Below are 15834 nucleotides of genomic sequence, written 5' to 3'. Positions count from 1 at the left end.
CCTGCCAGGTCCGGCTGGATGCCGCCTGTGCCGACCCTGGACGCACCCGGTCAGCTCACGCTGGCCGGCCCGAGGATCGTCTTCAGGTCGGCCCGCAACGCGGTGGTGGGCGCCACCCGGACGCCGCCGAGGCGCATCACGGTGGTGCGGGCGCCGTTCTGCAGGTGCACGTGCACCTCGGCGTCGCCGGGGTGGCTGACCAGGATCTCCTTGAGCTGGTCGACCAGCGGCGGGGTGCACCGGGTGATCGGCATGGTCAGGGTGATCGGCTTCGTGTCGGACGAGTGCGAGACGTCCGGCATCGACATGTCCATCGCCATGATCCGGGGTGTGTCGTCGCGCCGGTCCACCCGGCCCTTGACCACCACGATGGCGTCCTCGGCGATGTACTGCCCGATCACCTCGTACGTGTTGGGGAAGAACAGGGTTTCCACCCCGCCGGCCAGGTCCTCCAGCGTGGCGGACGCCCACGCCCGGCCCTGCTTGGTGATCCGGCGCTGGACGCCGGTGAGGATGCCCGCGAGCGTGACGACCTGGCCGTCCGGGATCGAGCCCTCCTCGTTGAGCGCGGCGATGGTGGTGTCCGCCGCCCCGGCGAGGATCTGCTCCAGCCCGGCGAGCGGGTGGTCGGAGACGTACAGGCCGAGCATCTCGCGCTCGAAGGCGAGTTTGTCGCGTTTGTCCCACTCGCTGTCGCCGATCACCGGCATCGCGACCGTGGCCGAGCCCGCCCCGGCGTCGTCGCCGAACGCCCCGAACAGGTCGAACTGGCCCGCCGCCTCGTTGCGCTTGACGTCGGCGTACGCGTCGATAGCCTCCGCGTGCACCGCCAGCAGTCCCTTGCGGGTGTGGCCCATCGAGTCGAAGGCCCCGGCCTTGATCAGCGATTCCACTGTCTTCTTATTGCAGGCGACCGCGTCCACCTTGGACAGGAAGTCGTAGAAGTCGGCGTAGTCGCCTTTTTCCTTGCGGCAGCGGGCGATCGCCTCGACCACGTTGTGGCCCACGTTGCGGACCGCGGCCAGGCCGAAACGGATGTCGGTGCCGACCGGGGTGAACGGGCCCGCGGACTGGTTGACGTCCGGCGGCAGGACCTGGATGCCCATGCGCCGGCACTCGGCCAGGTACATCGCCATCTTGTCCTTGTCGTCGCCGACGCTGGTCAGCAGCCCGGCCATGTACTCGGCGGGGTAGTTCGCCTTCAGGTAGCCGGTCCAGTACGACACCAGGCCGTACCCGGCGGTGTGCGCCTTGTTGAAGGCGTAGTCGGCGAACGGCACGAGGATGTCCCAGATCGCCTGGATGGCCTGATCGGAGTACCCGTTGGCGCGCATGCCGTCGCGGAACGGGATGAACTCCTTGTCCAGGACCTCCTTCTTCTTCTTACCCATCGCCCGGCGCAGCAGGTCGGCCTTGCCGAGTGAGTACCCGGCCAGGATCTGCGCGGCGCGCTGCACCTGCTCCTGGTAGACGATCAGGCCGTACGTGGGACCCAGGATCTCCTTGAGCGGCTCCTCCAGCTCCGGGTGGATCGGGGTGATCTCCTGCTGGCCGTTCTTGCGCAGCGCGTAGTTGGTGTGCGAGTTCGCGCCCATCGGGCCGGGCCGGTACAGCGCGAGGACCGCGGAGATGTCCTCGAAGTTGTCCGGCTTCATCAGCCGCAGCAGCGAGCGCATCGGGCCGCCGTCGAGCTGGAACACGCCCAGCGTGTCGCCGCGGGCCAGCAGCTCGTACGTCGCCTTGTCGTCCAGCTTCAGCGCCAGCAGGTCCAGTTTGGTGCCGTGGTTGAGCTCGATGTTGCGGACCGCGTCGTCGATGATCGTCAGGTTGCGCAGGCCCAGGAAGTCCATCTTGAGCAGGCCGAGCGTCTCGCAGGTCGGATAGTCGAACTGCGTGATGATCGCCCCGTCCGCGTCGCGGCGCATCAGCGGGATGTGGTCGATGATCGGCTCGGCGCTCATGATGACCCCGGCCGCGTGTACGCCGGTCTGCCGGATCAGGCCCTCGATGCCGCGGGCGGTGTCGATGACCTTCTTGACGTCCGGGTCGGTCTCGTACAGCGTGCGGATCTCGCCCGCCTCGGAGTACCGCTTGTGCTCCGGGTCGAAGATGCCCGTCAGCGGGATGTCCTTGCCCATTACGGCGGGGGGCATGGCCTTGGTGATCCGGTCGCCCACCGCGTACGGATAACCCAGCACCCGGGCCGAGTCCTTGATCGCGGCCTTCGCCTTGATCGTGCCGAACGTGGCGATCTGCGCGACCTTGTCGTCGCCCCAGCGCTCCGTCACGTACCGGATGACCTCGCCGCGGCGGCGCTCGTCGAAGTCGATGTCGACGTCCGGCATCGAGACGCGCTCGGGGTTGAGGAACCGCTCGAAGATCAGCCCGTGCGGCAGCGGATCCAGGTCGGTGATCCCCATCGCGTACGCGACCAGGGAACCGGCGGCCGAGCCACGGCCCGGGCCCACCGCGATGCCCTGCTGCTTCGACCACTGGATGAAGTCGGCCACCACGAGGAAGTACGACGGGAAGCCCATCTGGATGATGACGCCCAGCTCGTACTCGGCCTGCTTGACGTGGGTCTCCGGGATGCCGTCCGGGAACCGGCGGGCCAGCCCCTCGAAGGCCACCTTGCGGAACCAGCTCTCCTCGGTCTCCCCGTCCGGCACCGGGAAGCGGGGCATTAGGTTCTTGAAGGTGAACATGCCGGTGGTGTCGACCTTCTCCGCCACCAGCAGCGTGTTGCGGCAGCCCTCCAGCCACGCCTCGGACGAGTCCACCGCGCGCATCTGGTCGGCGTTCTTGACGAAGTAGCCCGCGCCGTCGAAGCGGAACCGGTTGGGGTCGGCGACGTTGCTGCCGGTCTGCACGCACAGCAGCACGTCGTGCGCCTCGGCCTGCGCCTCGTGGGTGTAGTGCGAGTCGTTGGTCACCAGCGGCGGGATGCCCAGCTTGCGGCCGATCTCCAGCAGGCCGTCGCGGACCCGGCGCTCGATGTCCAGGCCGTGGTCCATCAACTCCAGGTAGAAGTGCTCCTTGCCGAACACCTCCTGGTACGCCGCGGCGGTGCGCAGCGCCTCGTCGAACTGCCCGAGCCGCAGCCGGGTCTGCACCGCGCCGGACGGGCAGCCGGTGGTGGCCATGATGCCCTCGGCGTGCTCGCCGATCAGCTCCAGGTCCATCCGGGGCCACTTGACGTAGTGGCCCTCCATCGAGGCGCGCGAGTTGAGCCGGAACAGGTTCTTCAGGCCGACGTCGTTGCGCGCCCACATCGTCATGTGGGTGATCGCGCCGTTACCGGAGATGTCGTCGCTCTTCTGCTCCGGGCGGCCCCACTTGACCCGCTGCTTGTGGAAGCGCGACTCGGGGGCTACATACGCCTCGACGCCGAGGATCGGGGTGACCCCGGCCGCGGTGGCCTGCTTGTAGAAGTCGTACGCCCCGTGCATGTTGCCGTGGTCGGTGATCGCCACGGCGGGCATGCCGAGGCGGTTGGCCTCGGCGAACAGATCCTTGAGCCGGGCGGCTCCGTCGAGCATCGAATACTCGGTGTGCACATGCAGGTGCACGAACGAGTCAGACACCCGGCAGCCCCCTTTTCGCCCGGCCGACAACCGACGACGGAAGCCTAGTCCCGACCCCCGACATCCGGCACGGGGGACACCCGGGTCATTGCGCGAACGGTTCGATCATCACCGAGGCGGCGCGCAGCCACGCCGCCCGGGTCTCCGGCTGCAGGTCGCCGTACTCGATCGACGAGCCGACCTCCAGGGCCGGGTCGTACGGCACCACCGCCACCGCCCTGGTCCGGGTCGCGAAGTGCTTGGTCAGGTCGTCGAGCAGCGGCAGCCTGCCCGGCGACGGGCAGGAGATGAGCGTCACCGCGTTGGCCACGATGTCGCCCATGCCGGTCTCGTCCAGTAGGTCCAGCATCCAGTCGGCGGTGAACGCGGCGTCCTCGCGCGGCACCGTGGTGATGACCAGCTGATCCGCGGCCTTCATCACGGTCTGCCAGTTGACGCTCTCCACGTTGTTGCCGGTGTCCACACAGATCACGTCGTGGGTACGCCGCAGCAGGTCCATCACCCGGCGCACCGTGTGCTGGTCGAGCCGCTGCGCGAAGCGCGGATTCTCCTCGCCCGCCAGCACGTCGTACGAGCCGTCGGAGGCGTGCCGCAGGTAGGCGTCCAGCTCCTCCAGCAGGGTGTCGCCGTGCAGGTTCTCGATGGTCAGCAGGTCGGAGATGAGGTGCCGGATCGTCCGGGCGTGCCGGGCGCTGCCCGCCCGCAGGCCCAGGGTGCCGCGCAGCTCGTTGTCGTCCCAGGCCAGCACGCCGCGACCCCGGACGCTGCCGATGGTGGCCGCGGCCAGCACCGTGGCGGTGGTCTTGTGCACCCCGCCCTTGGGGTTGGCGAACGCCAGCACCCGGGGCGTGCCCAGCTTGCGCCGCATCACCGCGACGGCCCGGTCGAGGTCCTGATCGGAGCGGGCCTGCCGCCACTCGATGCGGGCCGGAGCGGGCGAGGTGGGCGCCGCCGGGGCGGGCGGCGCGGCGGGGGCGGGCGGCGGGAGCACGGACGCCGGGCCGACCGCGGCGGCGGCGCGCGCCGCCGGGTAGCCGTTCTCCGGGGTCACCCGGGCGATCGGGGGCGGCACCGCGCGGGTCGCGGGATTGAAGAAGCTGTGCGCCTGCTCGGGCTCGACCCGCCCCGCGAGACCGTCGGAACGCCCGGCGCGACCGCTCCGGCTGGGAAGTCCGTCAATACGACCGGGAAGGCCGTCAGGACGACCGGGGAAACCGTCGGCGCGGCCCGCGTACCCCTCGACCGCAGCCCCGAGACCGTCCGGGCGAGGCGCGAACCCGTCGGCGCGGGGCGCCAGGCTGTCGGGGCGCGGCGGCTGGCCGGGCGCTCGTCCCGGGAACCCGTTGGTGCCGCCGGGCCCCTCGACCTGACCGGGCGCTCCGTCGGGGCGCGGGCCGTAGCCGTCCGGGCGAGCGGGGAAACCCTCGGCGCGCAGCGCCTGCCGCCGGGAGTCGAGCGGGTTCATCGGGCGCGGCTCGGCCGGGCTGACCGGACGCGGGTCCACGGTCCGTCCCACCCGCCGGTCCAGCGGGTTGACCGGGCGGCGGTCGAACGGATTAACCGGCCGGGGCTCCGGCCCGGGTCGCGGCGGCTCGGACTGGCGCGGGTGGCGCGGGTCGAGTGGATTGACCGGGCGCCGGTCCGGCGGGCTCACCGGCCGGCTGGGCAGCGGGTGGGCGCCGGGCGCCGGACGCTGCGGCTCCCCGTGCTCGTCGCGGTCGGCGCCGTTGGTCTCCTCGGGGGTCCGGGACGCGTGGCGCGCACGATCGAGTAGCGCCCGCCATCGCGGGGCTGGTTCCGCAGGCCGGCCCCAGCCGGTCTCGGTCCCATCCACGGATCGTCCTCCCTGCGCCGACTCGGTGTGTCCCGGACGGGCGTCACCGCCCTAGACAGGCTACGGAGGCGAACCCTATTCAGGCCACTCCCGAAAGCCTTCCGCCGGTGTTACTGACCACCGGCGGCAGATCCATTGGTGCGCGTGCACCCGTCCGTGCGGCCGGCGCACCCGACTGGGGCGCCGACGTGGGTCTAACGCCCGGGCGGGCCTCGGGATGCTCCCCACCGTCGCGGACGGGCACCTTCGGCGGCCGGTCGCGCCGCTGCGGCGCCACGGCAGTGCTCTCCTCCGTTACCGGGAAGGACGGCCCGGACCCCCCGCGGGGATCAGCCGGTGAGGCATACGTCACATCGGGCCCGGACGACGAGGGTAGCGGCGTATCGCCCGGCGGGGCAACCGCCGCGGCGGCCCGGCGCACGCCAGGACCGGCCCCGGGCGCCGCGCCGGCCCGAGGCGCCGCCGTCAGCTGGCGTCGCGCAGCGCGTCGAGCGCCTGTTCCAGGTCGGCCGGGTAGTCGCTGACGAACCGCACCTCGTCGTACGTACGAGGGTGCAGGAAGGCCAACTCCCGCGCGTGCAGCCACTGCCGCTCCAGCCGCAGCCGGGCCGCCAGGGTGGGATCCGCCCCGTACGTGAGATCCCCCACGCACGGGTGTCGCAGCGCCGCGAAGTGCACCCGGATCTGGTGGGTGCGGCCGGTCTCCAGCTTCACGTCGACGAGGCTGGCGGCGCGGAACGCCTCCAGGGTGTCGTAGTGCGTGACACTCGGCTTGCCGCCGGACATCACCGCGAACTTGTAGTCCGCGCTCGGATGCCGGTCGATCGGCGCGTCGATGGTGCCGCGCAGCGGGTCCAGATGGCCCTGCACGACCGCGTGGTACCGCTTGTCCACCTCGCGCTCCTTGAACGCGCGCTTCAACACGCTGTACGCCTGCTCGCTCTTGGCGACCACCATGAGGCCGGTGGTGCCGACGTCGAGCCGGTGCACGACGCCCTGCCGCTCGGCGGCGCCGCTGGTCGCGACGCGCTGGCCCATGGCGGCCAGCCCGCCCACCACGGTCGGCCCGGTCCAGCCCGGACTCGGATGCGCGGCGACCCCGACCGGCTTGTCGACCACCACGATGTCGTCGTCGTCGTAGACGATCCGCAGGCCGTGCACCGGTTCGGCGACCACGGCCGGGGCGGTCACGGGCGCGGGCAGCGTCACTTCCAGCCACGCGCCGGCGCTCACCTTGTCGCTCTTGGGCCGGGGGATGCCATCAACCAGGGCGTCGCCGGCCTCCACCAGGGTGGCCGCGGCGGTCCGGGACAGCCCGAACAGCCGGGACACCGCCTGGTCGAGGCGCATGCCGTCGAGACCGTCGGGCACGGGCAGCGAACGCCGGTCCCCCGCGGGACGCAGGCCGGGTGCGGTCACGGACGCACCTCGGGCGTGGCCTGGCCGTTGCCCGGACCGGGATCGGCGGCCCGCTGGGCCCGGCTGCCGTCGCGCTGGCGACCGGTCAGCTCCAGCAGGATCGCGAGGCAGACGCCGACGGTCAGGCAGCTGTCGGCGATGTTGAACACCGCGAAACGCTCACCGTACGGCGCGAAGGCGCTGATCATGTCCACCACGTGTCCCTGGAACGGGCCGGGTGCCCGGAACAGCCGGTCGCCCAGGTTACCGAGGGCGCCGCCGAGCACGAGACCCAGGCTGACCGCCCAGGGCACCGAGCGCAGCCGCCGGGTCATCCAGGCGATCCACCCGATCACCGCGAAGGTGATCAGCGGGAACACCCACGTGTAGTCGCTGCCCAGGCTGAACGCGGCCCCGCTGTTGCGCAGCAGCGACAGGTAGATGAGCCCGCCCAGCACGCGGACCGGCTCGGTCGGGTCGAGGTGGCGGACGGACATCTCCTTGACGATCTGATCCGTCACGACGGCCAGCACGGCGGTGCCCGCGAGCACCGCCACGGCCCTGGGCGCGGGGCCGGGCGGGGTCTGAGGCCCGGGCGGGCTCACCGCGGTTCCGCCCGCTGCCTCGTCGGCGTTCAGCGTCGTTCCTCCAACTGCTTGCAGGACACACACAGGGTCGCGGACGGGAACGCGGCCAGCCGCTCGACGGGGATGGCGTTGCCGCACCGCTCGCACCAACCGTAGTTGCCCTCGCCGAGCCGGTCGATGGCGCGTTCCACCTGGTTGATCCGCTCAAGCAGGTTGTTGGCCAGCGTGATCTCCTGCTCGCGCTCGAAAGTCTTCGTCCCGGTGTCCGCCTGGTCGTCGCCCGCGGAGTCGGTCAGCCGCTCACGCTGCAGCTCAGCGATCTCGGTGAGGGTCTGGTCGTACTCGCCCTGAAGCTCGTCCCGGCGTTCGATCAGCGCCACGCGGATCTTCTCGGTCTCCGCGGCGCTGCGGGACCGCCTCGTCCCGGCCTTGGCGGTCGAGGCGGGCCTGGTGTCGGTTGCCTTGGCCATCGTCGCTCCCTCGCCGCGACGAGCGCGGCATCGGCGGTTCACGGGACCTGCGCCGGGCGTCGTCACCGCCCGTGCCCACCTGTCCCTCTTGTCTGGCCCGGCGCACCCCCGCGCCCGGCCGGGCGGCCGGTGGGCCGACCGCCGCCATGATCCCTCACGTGCAAAGCGTGCACGATGATCCCTGACAGGCACGAACGGCCTGCGCCATGATCTTCACGTGCACAAACGGCGTGCACGAAGCCGCCGCGCACACCGGAGGTTCGCAAGGATACGGAACGTGCAGGTCCACGACAACCTGGCGCACCGCCCGGGATACCCCAAACCGGGGCGAAAACTACCCGGACGATTGGTCAGACAGCCGACACGCCGTACTCACTGCTCCTCCCGGCCATCCTCACCGAACCAGCGGGCCAGCCGCCCCCGGCGGCTGACCGCGCGCAGCCGCCGTTCGGCCGCGTCCCGTACGTCGGCGGTCGTCACGATCAGCAGGGTGTCGCCGGTGCGCAGCCGGGTGTCCGGGGTGGGGACGAATCCGGCCCCCTCGCGGACGACGAGCGTCACCACGGCGCCCACGGGCAGGCGCAACTCATCGATGTGCACCCCCGCCAACCGCGAGCCCGGCGCCACCCCGATCTGCAGCAGGTCGGCGTGCATGTTCTCCAGCGGCGCGGACTCCACCTGCACCTCCGCCGCCTCAGCCGGCGCGGTGATCCCCAGCCACCGGGCCACGGAGGCGACGGTCCCGGCCTGCACCAGGGTAAAGATGATCACCAGTACGAAGACCGCGTCGAACAGCTTCTCAGCGCCCGGGGTGCCCACCGACAGCGGGATGGTGGCCAGCACGATCGGCACCGCGCCACGCAGGCCCGCCCAGGACAGGAACGCCTGCCCCCGCCAGCCCGGCGCACCGCGCACCACCAGCGCCGAGACGGCCACCGACAGGGGACGCGCCAGCAGCACCAGGGCGCCACCGACGACCAGGGCCGTGACCAGGGCGCCGGGCAGCCGGCTCGGCGACACCAGCAGGCCCAGCAGCACGAACAGCCCGATCTGCGCCACCCAGGCCAGCCCGTCGGCGAAGCCGAGGATGGCCCGGCGGTGTGGCAGGCGGGCGTTGCCGAGCACGACGCCCGCGACGTAGACCGCGAGGAACCCCGAGGCGTGGGCGACCGCGCCCGCCGCGTACGCCAGCACCGTGAGCCCGACGGCCGCGATCGGGTACAGCCCGGCCGAGGGCAGCGCAGCCCGGCGCAGCAGCCAGCGCCCGGCCGCCCCGACGAACAGGCCGATCGCGGCGCCCGCGGCCAGCTCGTAGAAGAGCAGCAGCTCGTGCCAGGAGGCGGCCGCCACGGCCGGGCTGGCCAGCGCCACCACCACCAGCACGACCGGCGCGTCGTTCATGCCGGACTCCGCCTCCAGCGTCGCCACCAGCCGGGGCGGCAGCCGCAGGCGGCGCAGCGTGGCGAACACGGCGGCGGCGTCCGTCGAGGACAGCACCGCGCCGTACAGCAGGGCCAGCCGCCAGTCGAGGCCGAGCAGCAGGTGCACGACCACCCCGACCACGACGATGCTGACCGCCACCCCGAGGGTGGCCAGCGTGGCGGACAGGCCCAGCACGGGGCGCAGCGCGCTCCACCGGGCGGTCAGCCCGCCCTCCGCGATGATCACGATGAGGGCGCAGAAGCCGAGCGTACGGGTGAGCTCCGCGTCGTTGAACCGGATGCCCAGCCCCGCCTCGCCGAGCAGGATCCCGATGAGCAGGTAGACCAGCAGACTCGGCAGCCCGACGCGGGTGGACAGACGCACCGCCGCCACGGCGACCAGGAGGACGGCAGCCCCGATCAGCAGGGCGACGTCCAGGTGACCGGTCACACCGGCCCGGTGCCGGTGGCCCCGTCGCGCAGGGCGGCCAGCCGCGGCGCGAGGTCGGCGGCGTCGGAGTCGACCGTGAAGACCTTGTCGCGGCTGGTGGCACCCAGCCGCAGCGTCACGGCGGACGGACGCACGCCGAGAGCGTCAGCGAGGGCGCGGCGCACCGCCTCGGTGGCCTTGCCGTCCACCGCCGGGGCACCGACCGCGATGATCAGCGCGGGGCCGTGCGGGCCGTCGTACCGGCCGCCCACCCGGGTCCGGCCCGCGCCCGGTCGCACCCGGACCGGGACGGATACGTCCCGGGTTCCGGGTGAGGGCACGCGCCGGTTGGTCACGCCTCATTGTGCCGATCTCCGCCGGGGCGGTACGGCGGGGTCCGCCGTTGGTGTCCCGGCACAGCCGGTTCCGCCGGGGTGGTGGTTCGCGAACCGGGCGAACCGGCCGCAGCGGTGATTCGCGAACCGGGTCAACCCGGCCGCAGCGCTGGTTCGCGAACCGGCGGACCCGGCCGGATCAGCGGCCGGAACCGGATGCGGCGGGTCAGCCGCGGGCGGCGGCCGCGAGCAGGCGGTCGACCGGACGGCACAGGCCGCACGGGGTGAAGCCGAGCTCCACCGCCTCGGCCACGGGCAGTGGTTCGGTGAGCCGCCCGACCAGGTGCGGACAGTCCGGGACGTGGTAGCGCGGCCGGCCGTCGACGACCAGGACCTCGGCGTCCATCCGCGCGATGCGTACCGCGTCCGCGGCCCGCTCGGCCTGCGGCAGCGGCTCGTCGGCCGGGTCGTCGGGGTCGGGCTCGCCGAACTCCTCCATCCGCCCGTCGAACGCCGGACCGGCACCGAACGCGGTGGCCGCGGGGCGGTCCTCGACGGTGTCGAGGTGCTCCGCCGCGGCTGCGGGCTCGCGTCGCCAGGACTCGTCGGGGTCCTGGGTGCGGGCCGCGTCGATGACGGACGACGCGCGGTCGTAGTCGAGGTGGTCGCGGTGCCCGGTGTGGTCGTCGTCCGGCTCGGTCCCGACGCTGCCGAGCGCGTCGGCGCGGGCCAGGTCGAGGTCGGGCCGGTCGAGATCGGGCCGGTCGGTGCCGGGCGCGTCGTGGGTGTCCGCGTAACCGGGCGCCGGGTCCTCCGCCACCGTGCTGAGCGACATGTAGTCGGCGGCGCCGGTGTCCAGCGGGTCGGCGTCCGCCGCGTCGGCGCCCGGTCGTTCGTGGGCGTCGCGCTCCAGATAGGTCCCGCTGTCGGCCGTCGCGGTGGCGAACTCGTCATCACCCGCGAGGTCGGCAAGGTCCGCGTACCTCGCCGAGCCGGACGCGGGGGCGTCGGCTTCGTCCGGGTAGGTCACGGAACCTGCCGGGTCCGAGGCATCCGGCTCGTCCGCGTAGGTCACCGCAGCGCCCGGCACCGAGGCACCGGACTCGGCCGCGTAGGCGACGGCACCGGACTCGGCCGCGTAAGCGACGGCACCGGACTCGGCCGCGTAGGCCACGGCGCCGGACCCGGTGGGGGCGGTCCGGTCCGCGAACGCCGCGGATTCGGCATGCGGCGACCCGCCACCGGCGTCGGCCGCGTCGCGCCCGCCGGTGCGGCTCGCCGACCCGGAGGCCGGGCGGAGCGCAGCGCCGACGTCGCGGGCCGCGGCCCGGCGTGCGGATGCCCGGCGGGCACCCGCGACCAGCGCGATCGCGGCCAGCAGGCTGGCCACGATGGAGCTGATGAGCAGCATGCTCGACCCGCCGGCGACGCCGAAAACAAGCAGCGTCACCGCGACGAGGATGAGCAGCAGACTGGCAACGATCATGGGCTCATCCCCGCCGCAGTCGGTCCGTCACGATTGGTGAGGAGGTGGAGGGTCAGCGGCCGGTTTCGATGGAGTTGGCGCGGCCGCCGCCGTACGAGCCGGCCAGGCCCGCCGCGGCGAGACCACCCGAGCCGCCCACCGAACGGTTGGCGTCGGCCCGCGCCATCTCGGCCTCCAGCCCCTGGCCGCGACCGTCGAGGTCACGCAGCTGACTCTCCAGGTACGCCTTGAGCCGGGTGCGGTACTCGCGCTCGAACTGCTTGAGCTCCTCGATGTGCTTCTGCAGGGCCGAGCGCTTCGCGTCCAGGCCACCCATGGCCTCCTGGTGGCGCTGGCGCGCGTCCCGCTCGAGGGCGTCCGCCTTGGCGCGGGCCTCGCGAGTGACCTCCTCGGCCTTGGAACGCGCGTCGGAGAGCAGCTTGTCGGCCTCGCGGCGGGCGTCCGCGACGTGGTCGTCCGCGGTGCGCTGAGCCATCATGAGCACGCGCAGCGCCTGCTGCTCGCCGTCGCCGCCGGGAGGGGTGGGACCGGCGCCGACGCCCTGGGCGCGGACCTGCTCGAGCTCGGCCTGCATCTGCCGCGCCGCCTGCTCGGCCGCCGCCTTGTCGCGCTGCACGCGGTCGAGCTGGGTCTTCATGTCGTTGAGCTCCGCCGCCAGCCGGGGGTCGGCGCCCGAGACGGCTGGCGCGCCGCCCCGCCCGCCGCCGCGCTCGACCTGCGCGCGCAGCTCGTTGTTCTCCTCGATGAGACGGGCGAGTTCGCGCTCGACCTCGTCTAGGAAGGCGTCGACCTCCTCCTCGTCATACCCCCGCTTGCCGATCGGGGGCTTTTTGAAGGCGACGTTGTGCACGTCGGCCGGGGTCAGCGGCATCGAAACTCCTCGGGTCAGTCGCGGCCGCGTGGGGCGTACCTCATCATCAGCTGAAGCGGACGATCAGGTTCGCTAACACGTAGTACAAAAGCACGAACAGGATAACCAGCAGGACCAGGGACGCCAGGTCCAAGCTCACGGTACCAATTCGAAGCGGTGGGATCACACGCCTCAACGCCCTCAAGGGTGGATCAGTGACGCTCCACACGAGCTCCAGTGCCGCGGACGCCCCCCGCCCCGGCTGCCACCTGCGGCCGTACTGCAGGACCGCACCCAGGACAAACCTCGCCAGCAGCGTCAGGAAGAAGACGTAGACCATCAGAAAGAGGACTTGGAACACGATCGACAACAGCACGACTGGCGGATCCCTCGTTAGGGTCAACTCTGGTTGAAGAAGCCGCCCTCAGCGATCTTGGCCTTGTCCTCCGCAGTGACCTGGACATTTGCCGGTGAGAGCAGGAAAACCCGGTTGGTCACGCGCTCGATCGTACCGCGCAGCCCGAAGGCCAGTCCGGCGGCGAAGTCGACCAGCCGGCGCGCGTCCCCCTCGTCCATCTCGGTGAGGTTGATGATGACCGGCACCCCGTCCCGGAAGTGCTCCCCGATCGTCCGGGCCTCCCGGTAGGTCGTCGGGTGCAGCGTCGTGATCTGGTACCGCTGCTCCTCCTCGACCGGGCGCGGTGGCACCTGGGTCTGCGGGGCCAGGGCGAGGTTGTCGCGCGTCTGGTAGCTCAGCGCGCCGCCGGCCTCACTCGCCGTAGTCGAGGGGCGGGTGATCGACCGTACGCTGGCGCGCTCGGCGCGGGCCTCCTCGCGGTCGAGGTCCATCCGGGACAGGCGCTCGCTGGGCCGGGACCGCTCGAAGTTGCGGGCTCGCGGCAGCGCCGGGGCGTCGTCGACGTCGTCCTCCTCGTCGGCGAACTCGTCCGCGTACCGGTAGCCGGAATCGCGGTCCCGGTCCCGGTCGCGGTAACCACTCTCGCGGTATCCCCGGTCGTCGTAGCGCTCGTCATCCTCCTCGACGAGGCCGAGCCAGACGCCGGCCTTCCGCAACGCGCTCATGCCCCCACCTCGTCCCATACGGCGAACCTCGTGCCCATGCCCCCAGAACCTCCGTCCGTGGTGCGGCCCACTCCCCCTCGGCGTGCCGCGCCCCGCTTGCCCGCGGACCCGATACGGGTCCCGCTTGCGACGCTGTGCCGTCGTCGGGCGCCGCGGCCATCGTGGAGGCACGTCGCGCGAAACAACACGTATGTAGTTTGCTGCCCGCCGCAAGGCTACCGCAGCGTGTTGCGCATCCCGAGCAAAGAACTACCGATCCGGACGTGTGTCGCTCCGTGCCGGACGGCTGCCTCCAGGTCCCCGCTCATGCCCGCCGAGACCACAGTGGCACCGGGGTGCCGCTCGGTCAGCCGGGTCGCCAGCCCGGACAGCGTCGCGAACGCCCGGTCCGGCTCCCAGTCCAGCGGCGCCACCGCCATCACGCCCGCCAGTCGCAGCGCGCCGGCGGCGGCCACGGCGTCGGCGACGCGCCACAGGCCCCGGTCGGGGTCGTCGACATCGGCCACCGCACCGCCGCGCGTGGCGTCACCGTCGATGCTGATCTGCACCAGCACGTCCAGCGGCGCGGTGCGACACTCGGCGGCGGCCCGGTCCAGCGCCGTGGCCAGCCGCACCGAGTCGACCGATTCGACCACGTCGGCGTAGCGGACGACCGAACGCGCCTTGTTGCGCTGCAACTGGCCCACGAAGTGCCAGCGCACCCGCGCCCCGGCGGCCACCAGCTCGGCGGCCTTCGGCGCGGCCTCCTGATCGCGGTTCTCCCCCACGTCGGTGATCCCCAGCTCGGCCAGCAGCAGGACGTCCGAGGCCGGGTACGTCTTGGTGATGGCGACCAGGGTGACCTCGGCGGGATCGCGGCCGGCCGCCGTGCACGCGCGGGCGATCCGCTGCTGTACCTCCTGCCGGGCGGTGGCGAGTTGACTACGGCGGTCAGCGGCGGTCACGCCGCCCTCAGGACCCGTTCTTGAGGAAGTCCGGGACGTCCACATCGTCGAAGAGCACCCGGCGCGGCGGCGGGGTGGTGGCCGCCTGCGGCGGGTTGTTCACCGGCACCGGCGAGGTCGGGGCGGCGGCGGGAGGTGCGGCGGCCGGCTGCGCCTTGCGCGCCGGCTCGGCCGGCTTGTACGACGGGGTGCCGCCGTCGAAGCCCGCCGCGATGACCGTGACCCGCACCTCGTCACCGAGAGCGTCGTCGATGACGGCACCGAAGATGATGTTGGCGTCCGGGTGGGCCGCGTCCGTGACCAGCTGCGCCGCGTCGTTGATCTCGAACAGGCCCAGGTCGGACCCGCCCGCGATGGACAGCAGAACGCCGCGGGCGCCGTCCATGCTCTGCTCCAGCAGCGGGCTGGAGATGGCCTTCTCGGCGGCCTCCACCGCGCGGTTGTCCCCACGCGCGCTGCCGATGCCCATGAGCGCGCTGCCCGCGCCGCTCATGACGCTCTTGACGTCGGCGAAGTCCAGGTTGATCAGACCGGGGGTGGTGATCAGGTCGGTGATCCCCTGGACGCCGGAGAGCAGCACCTGGTCGGCCTGGCGGAACGCGTCCATCATGCTGATGCCGCGGTCGCCGAGCGCCAGCAGCCGGTCGTTCGGGATGACGATCAGGGTGTCGCACTGGTTGCGCAGCTCGTCGATGCCGGACTCGGCCTGCACCTGGCGGCGCTTGCCCTCGAAGGAGAACGGCCGGGTGACCACGCCGATGGTGAGCGCGCCGAGCTTGCGGGCGATGTTGGCCACGACCGGCGCGCCACCGGTGCCGGTGCCGCCGCCCTCGCCGCAGGTCACGAACACCATGTCGGCGCCCTTGAGCACCTCTTCGATCTCGTCGCGGTGGTCCTCGGCGGCGTTCTTGCCAACCTCGGGCTGGGCTCCCGCGCCGAGCCCGCGGGTCAGCTCCCGGCCGACGTCCAGCTTGACGTCGGCGTCGCTCATGAGCAGCGCCTGGGCGTCCGTGTTGATCGCGATGAACTCGACGCCCTTGAGCCCGACCTCGATCATGCGGTTCACGGCGTTCACGCCGCCGCCGCCGATACCGACGACCTTGATGACCGCAAGGTAGTTGTGTGGAGGTGTCATCGGGCTCAGCCATCCCTTCCAGGGTTGGCGGACGCGAAGGCCCCGCGGTCGGCCAGACCGCCTCGTGTCCGCTCCGTACAAGGGAGGGCGAGGAAACCCTCACCCTCTACTAGAGGCTTAGAGTTATGTCAACCTCTCAACCTCTCGACGCAACGTATTCGGCCGTCAGTCCCGATCCAAGAACCGCCCCGGCGTGTCGGCGTCCCCTTACGTGATGAGTATCCGACTCACCCGTAACCTCGGGCCCAATGCGGCGTTTAGAGCGCAATGTCCGATC

The 15834-nt window shown here is 72.1% G+C and carries 13 protein-coding genes; all 13 read right to left on the bottom strand.

The genetic code is table 11. From position 1 onward, the window contains the following. Positions 1 to 50 precede the first annotated feature (50 nt). Positions 51 to 3584 carry a DNA polymerase III subunit alpha gene (gene dnaE / locus EV385_RS24105; RefSeq protein ID WP_130511517.1) on the bottom strand — a complete coding sequence of 1178 codons (3534 nt, stop codon included), beginning with the start codon at positions 3582 to 3584 and terminating at the stop codon, positions 51 to 53. Between the two features lie 85 nt (positions 3585 to 3669). After that, positions 3670 to 5049 (bottom strand): MinD/ParA family ATP-binding protein, encoded by a 1380-nt coding sequence (locus tag EV385_RS24100; protein ID WP_423203128.1) that lies wholly within the window; start codon positions 5047 to 5049, stop codon positions 3670 to 3672. Between the two features lie 834 nt (positions 5050 to 5883). Further along, positions 5884 to 6768 (bottom strand): RluA family pseudouridine synthase, encoded by an 885-nt coding sequence (locus EV385_RS24095; protein ID WP_242625345.1) that lies wholly within the window; start codon positions 6766 to 6768, stop codon positions 5884 to 5886. Positions 6769 to 6833: 65 nt separating this feature from the next. Next, entirely contained in the window at positions 6834 to 7478 is a 645-nt protein-coding gene (gene lspA / locus EV385_RS24090; RefSeq protein WP_130513524.1) for a signal peptidase II, read from the bottom strand. Next, a complete protein-coding gene (locus EV385_RS24085) occupies positions 7451 to 7873 on the bottom strand; it encodes a TraR/DksA family transcriptional regulator (protein WP_130511515.1) in 423 nt (140 codons plus the stop codon). Before EV385_RS24085 ends, lspA begins: the two co-directional genes overlap by 28 nt. Positions 7874 to 8245: 372 nt before the next feature. Further along, the gene (locus EV385_RS24080; RefSeq protein ID WP_130511514.1) at positions 8246 to 9745 is read right to left on the bottom strand and encodes a potassium/proton antiporter; all 1500 of its coding nucleotides are present in this window, start codon (positions 9743 to 9745) and stop codon (positions 8246 to 8248) included. Continuing rightward, positions 9742 to 10065: a DUF167 domain-containing protein gene (locus EV385_RS24075; protein WP_130511513.1), complete on the bottom strand. Its 324-nt coding sequence runs from the start codon at positions 10063 to 10065 to the stop codon at positions 9742 to 9744. Before EV385_RS24075 ends, EV385_RS24080 begins: the two co-directional genes overlap by 4 nt. Before the next feature lie 220 nt (positions 10066 to 10285). Then, entirely contained in the window at positions 10286 to 11545 is a 1260-nt protein-coding gene (locus tag EV385_RS36160; RefSeq protein ID WP_242625389.1) for a hypothetical protein, read from the bottom strand. A gap of 52 nt (positions 11546 to 11597) precedes the next feature. Continuing rightward, positions 11598 to 12416 (bottom strand): DivIVA domain-containing protein, encoded by an 819-nt coding sequence (locus EV385_RS24065; protein WP_130511512.1) that lies wholly within the window; start codon positions 12414 to 12416, stop codon positions 11598 to 11600. A gap of 46 nt (positions 12417 to 12462) precedes the next feature. Beyond that, the gene (locus EV385_RS24060; RefSeq protein ID WP_130513523.1) at positions 12463 to 12768 is read right to left on the bottom strand and encodes a YggT family protein; all 306 of its coding nucleotides are present in this window, start codon (positions 12766 to 12768) and stop codon (positions 12463 to 12465) included. Between the two features lie 26 nt (positions 12769 to 12794). Beyond that, entirely contained in the window at positions 12795 to 13478 is a 684-nt protein-coding gene (locus EV385_RS24055) for a cell division protein SepF (RefSeq protein ID WP_130511511.1), read from the bottom strand. 215 nt (positions 13479 to 13693) lie between these two features. Beyond that, entirely contained in the window at positions 13694 to 14422 is a 729-nt protein-coding gene (locus EV385_RS24050) for a YggS family pyridoxal phosphate-dependent enzyme (protein ID WP_423203080.1), read from the bottom strand. A 7-nt stretch (positions 14423 to 14429) separates the two neighbouring features. Beyond that, positions 14430 to 15557 (bottom strand): cell division protein FtsZ, encoded by a 1128-nt coding sequence (ftsZ, locus tag EV385_RS24045; protein ID WP_130511509.1) that lies wholly within the window; start codon positions 15555 to 15557, stop codon positions 14430 to 14432. Positions 15558 to 15834: the final 277 nt, after the last annotated feature.

Source organism: Krasilnikovia cinnamomea (assembly GCF_004217545.1).
GTDB lineage: Bacteria > Actinomycetota > Actinomycetes > Mycobacteriales > Micromonosporaceae > Actinoplanes > Actinoplanes cinnamomeus.
Note: the sequence above shows the minus strand (reverse complement) of the source record. Positions and strands in the feature narration are given on the sequence as shown.

Bases quoted from the DNA above. Each gene is read 5' to 3' on its own strand.
- EV385_RS24055 (WP_130511511.1), bottom strand. From the start codon at position 13,478: ATGAGCGCGTTGCGGAAGGCCGGCGTCTGGCTCGGCCTCGTCGAGGAG.
- EV385_RS24085 (WP_130511515.1), bottom strand. From the start codon at position 7,873: ATGGCCAAGGCAACCGACACCAGGCCCGCCTCGACCGCCAAGGCCGGG.
- EV385_RS24100 (WP_423203128.1), bottom strand. From the start codon at position 5,049: ATGAACCCGCTCGACTCCCGGCGGCAGGCGCTGCGCGCCGAGGGTTTC.
- ftsZ (WP_130511509.1), bottom strand. From the start codon at position 15,557: ATGACACCTCCACACAACTACCTTGCGGTCATCAAGGTCGTCGGTATC.
- EV385_RS24095 (WP_242625345.1), bottom strand. From the start codon at position 6,768: ATGCGCCTCGACCAGGCGGTGTCCCGGCTGTTCGGGCTGTCCCGGACC.
- EV385_RS36160 (WP_242625389.1), bottom strand. From the start codon at position 11,545: ATGATCGTTGCCAGTCTGCTGCTCATCCTCGTCGCGGTGACGCTGCTT.
- EV385_RS24065 (WP_130511512.1), bottom strand. From the start codon at position 12,416: ATGCCGCTGACCCCGGCCGACGTGCACAACGTCGCCTTCAAAAAGCCC.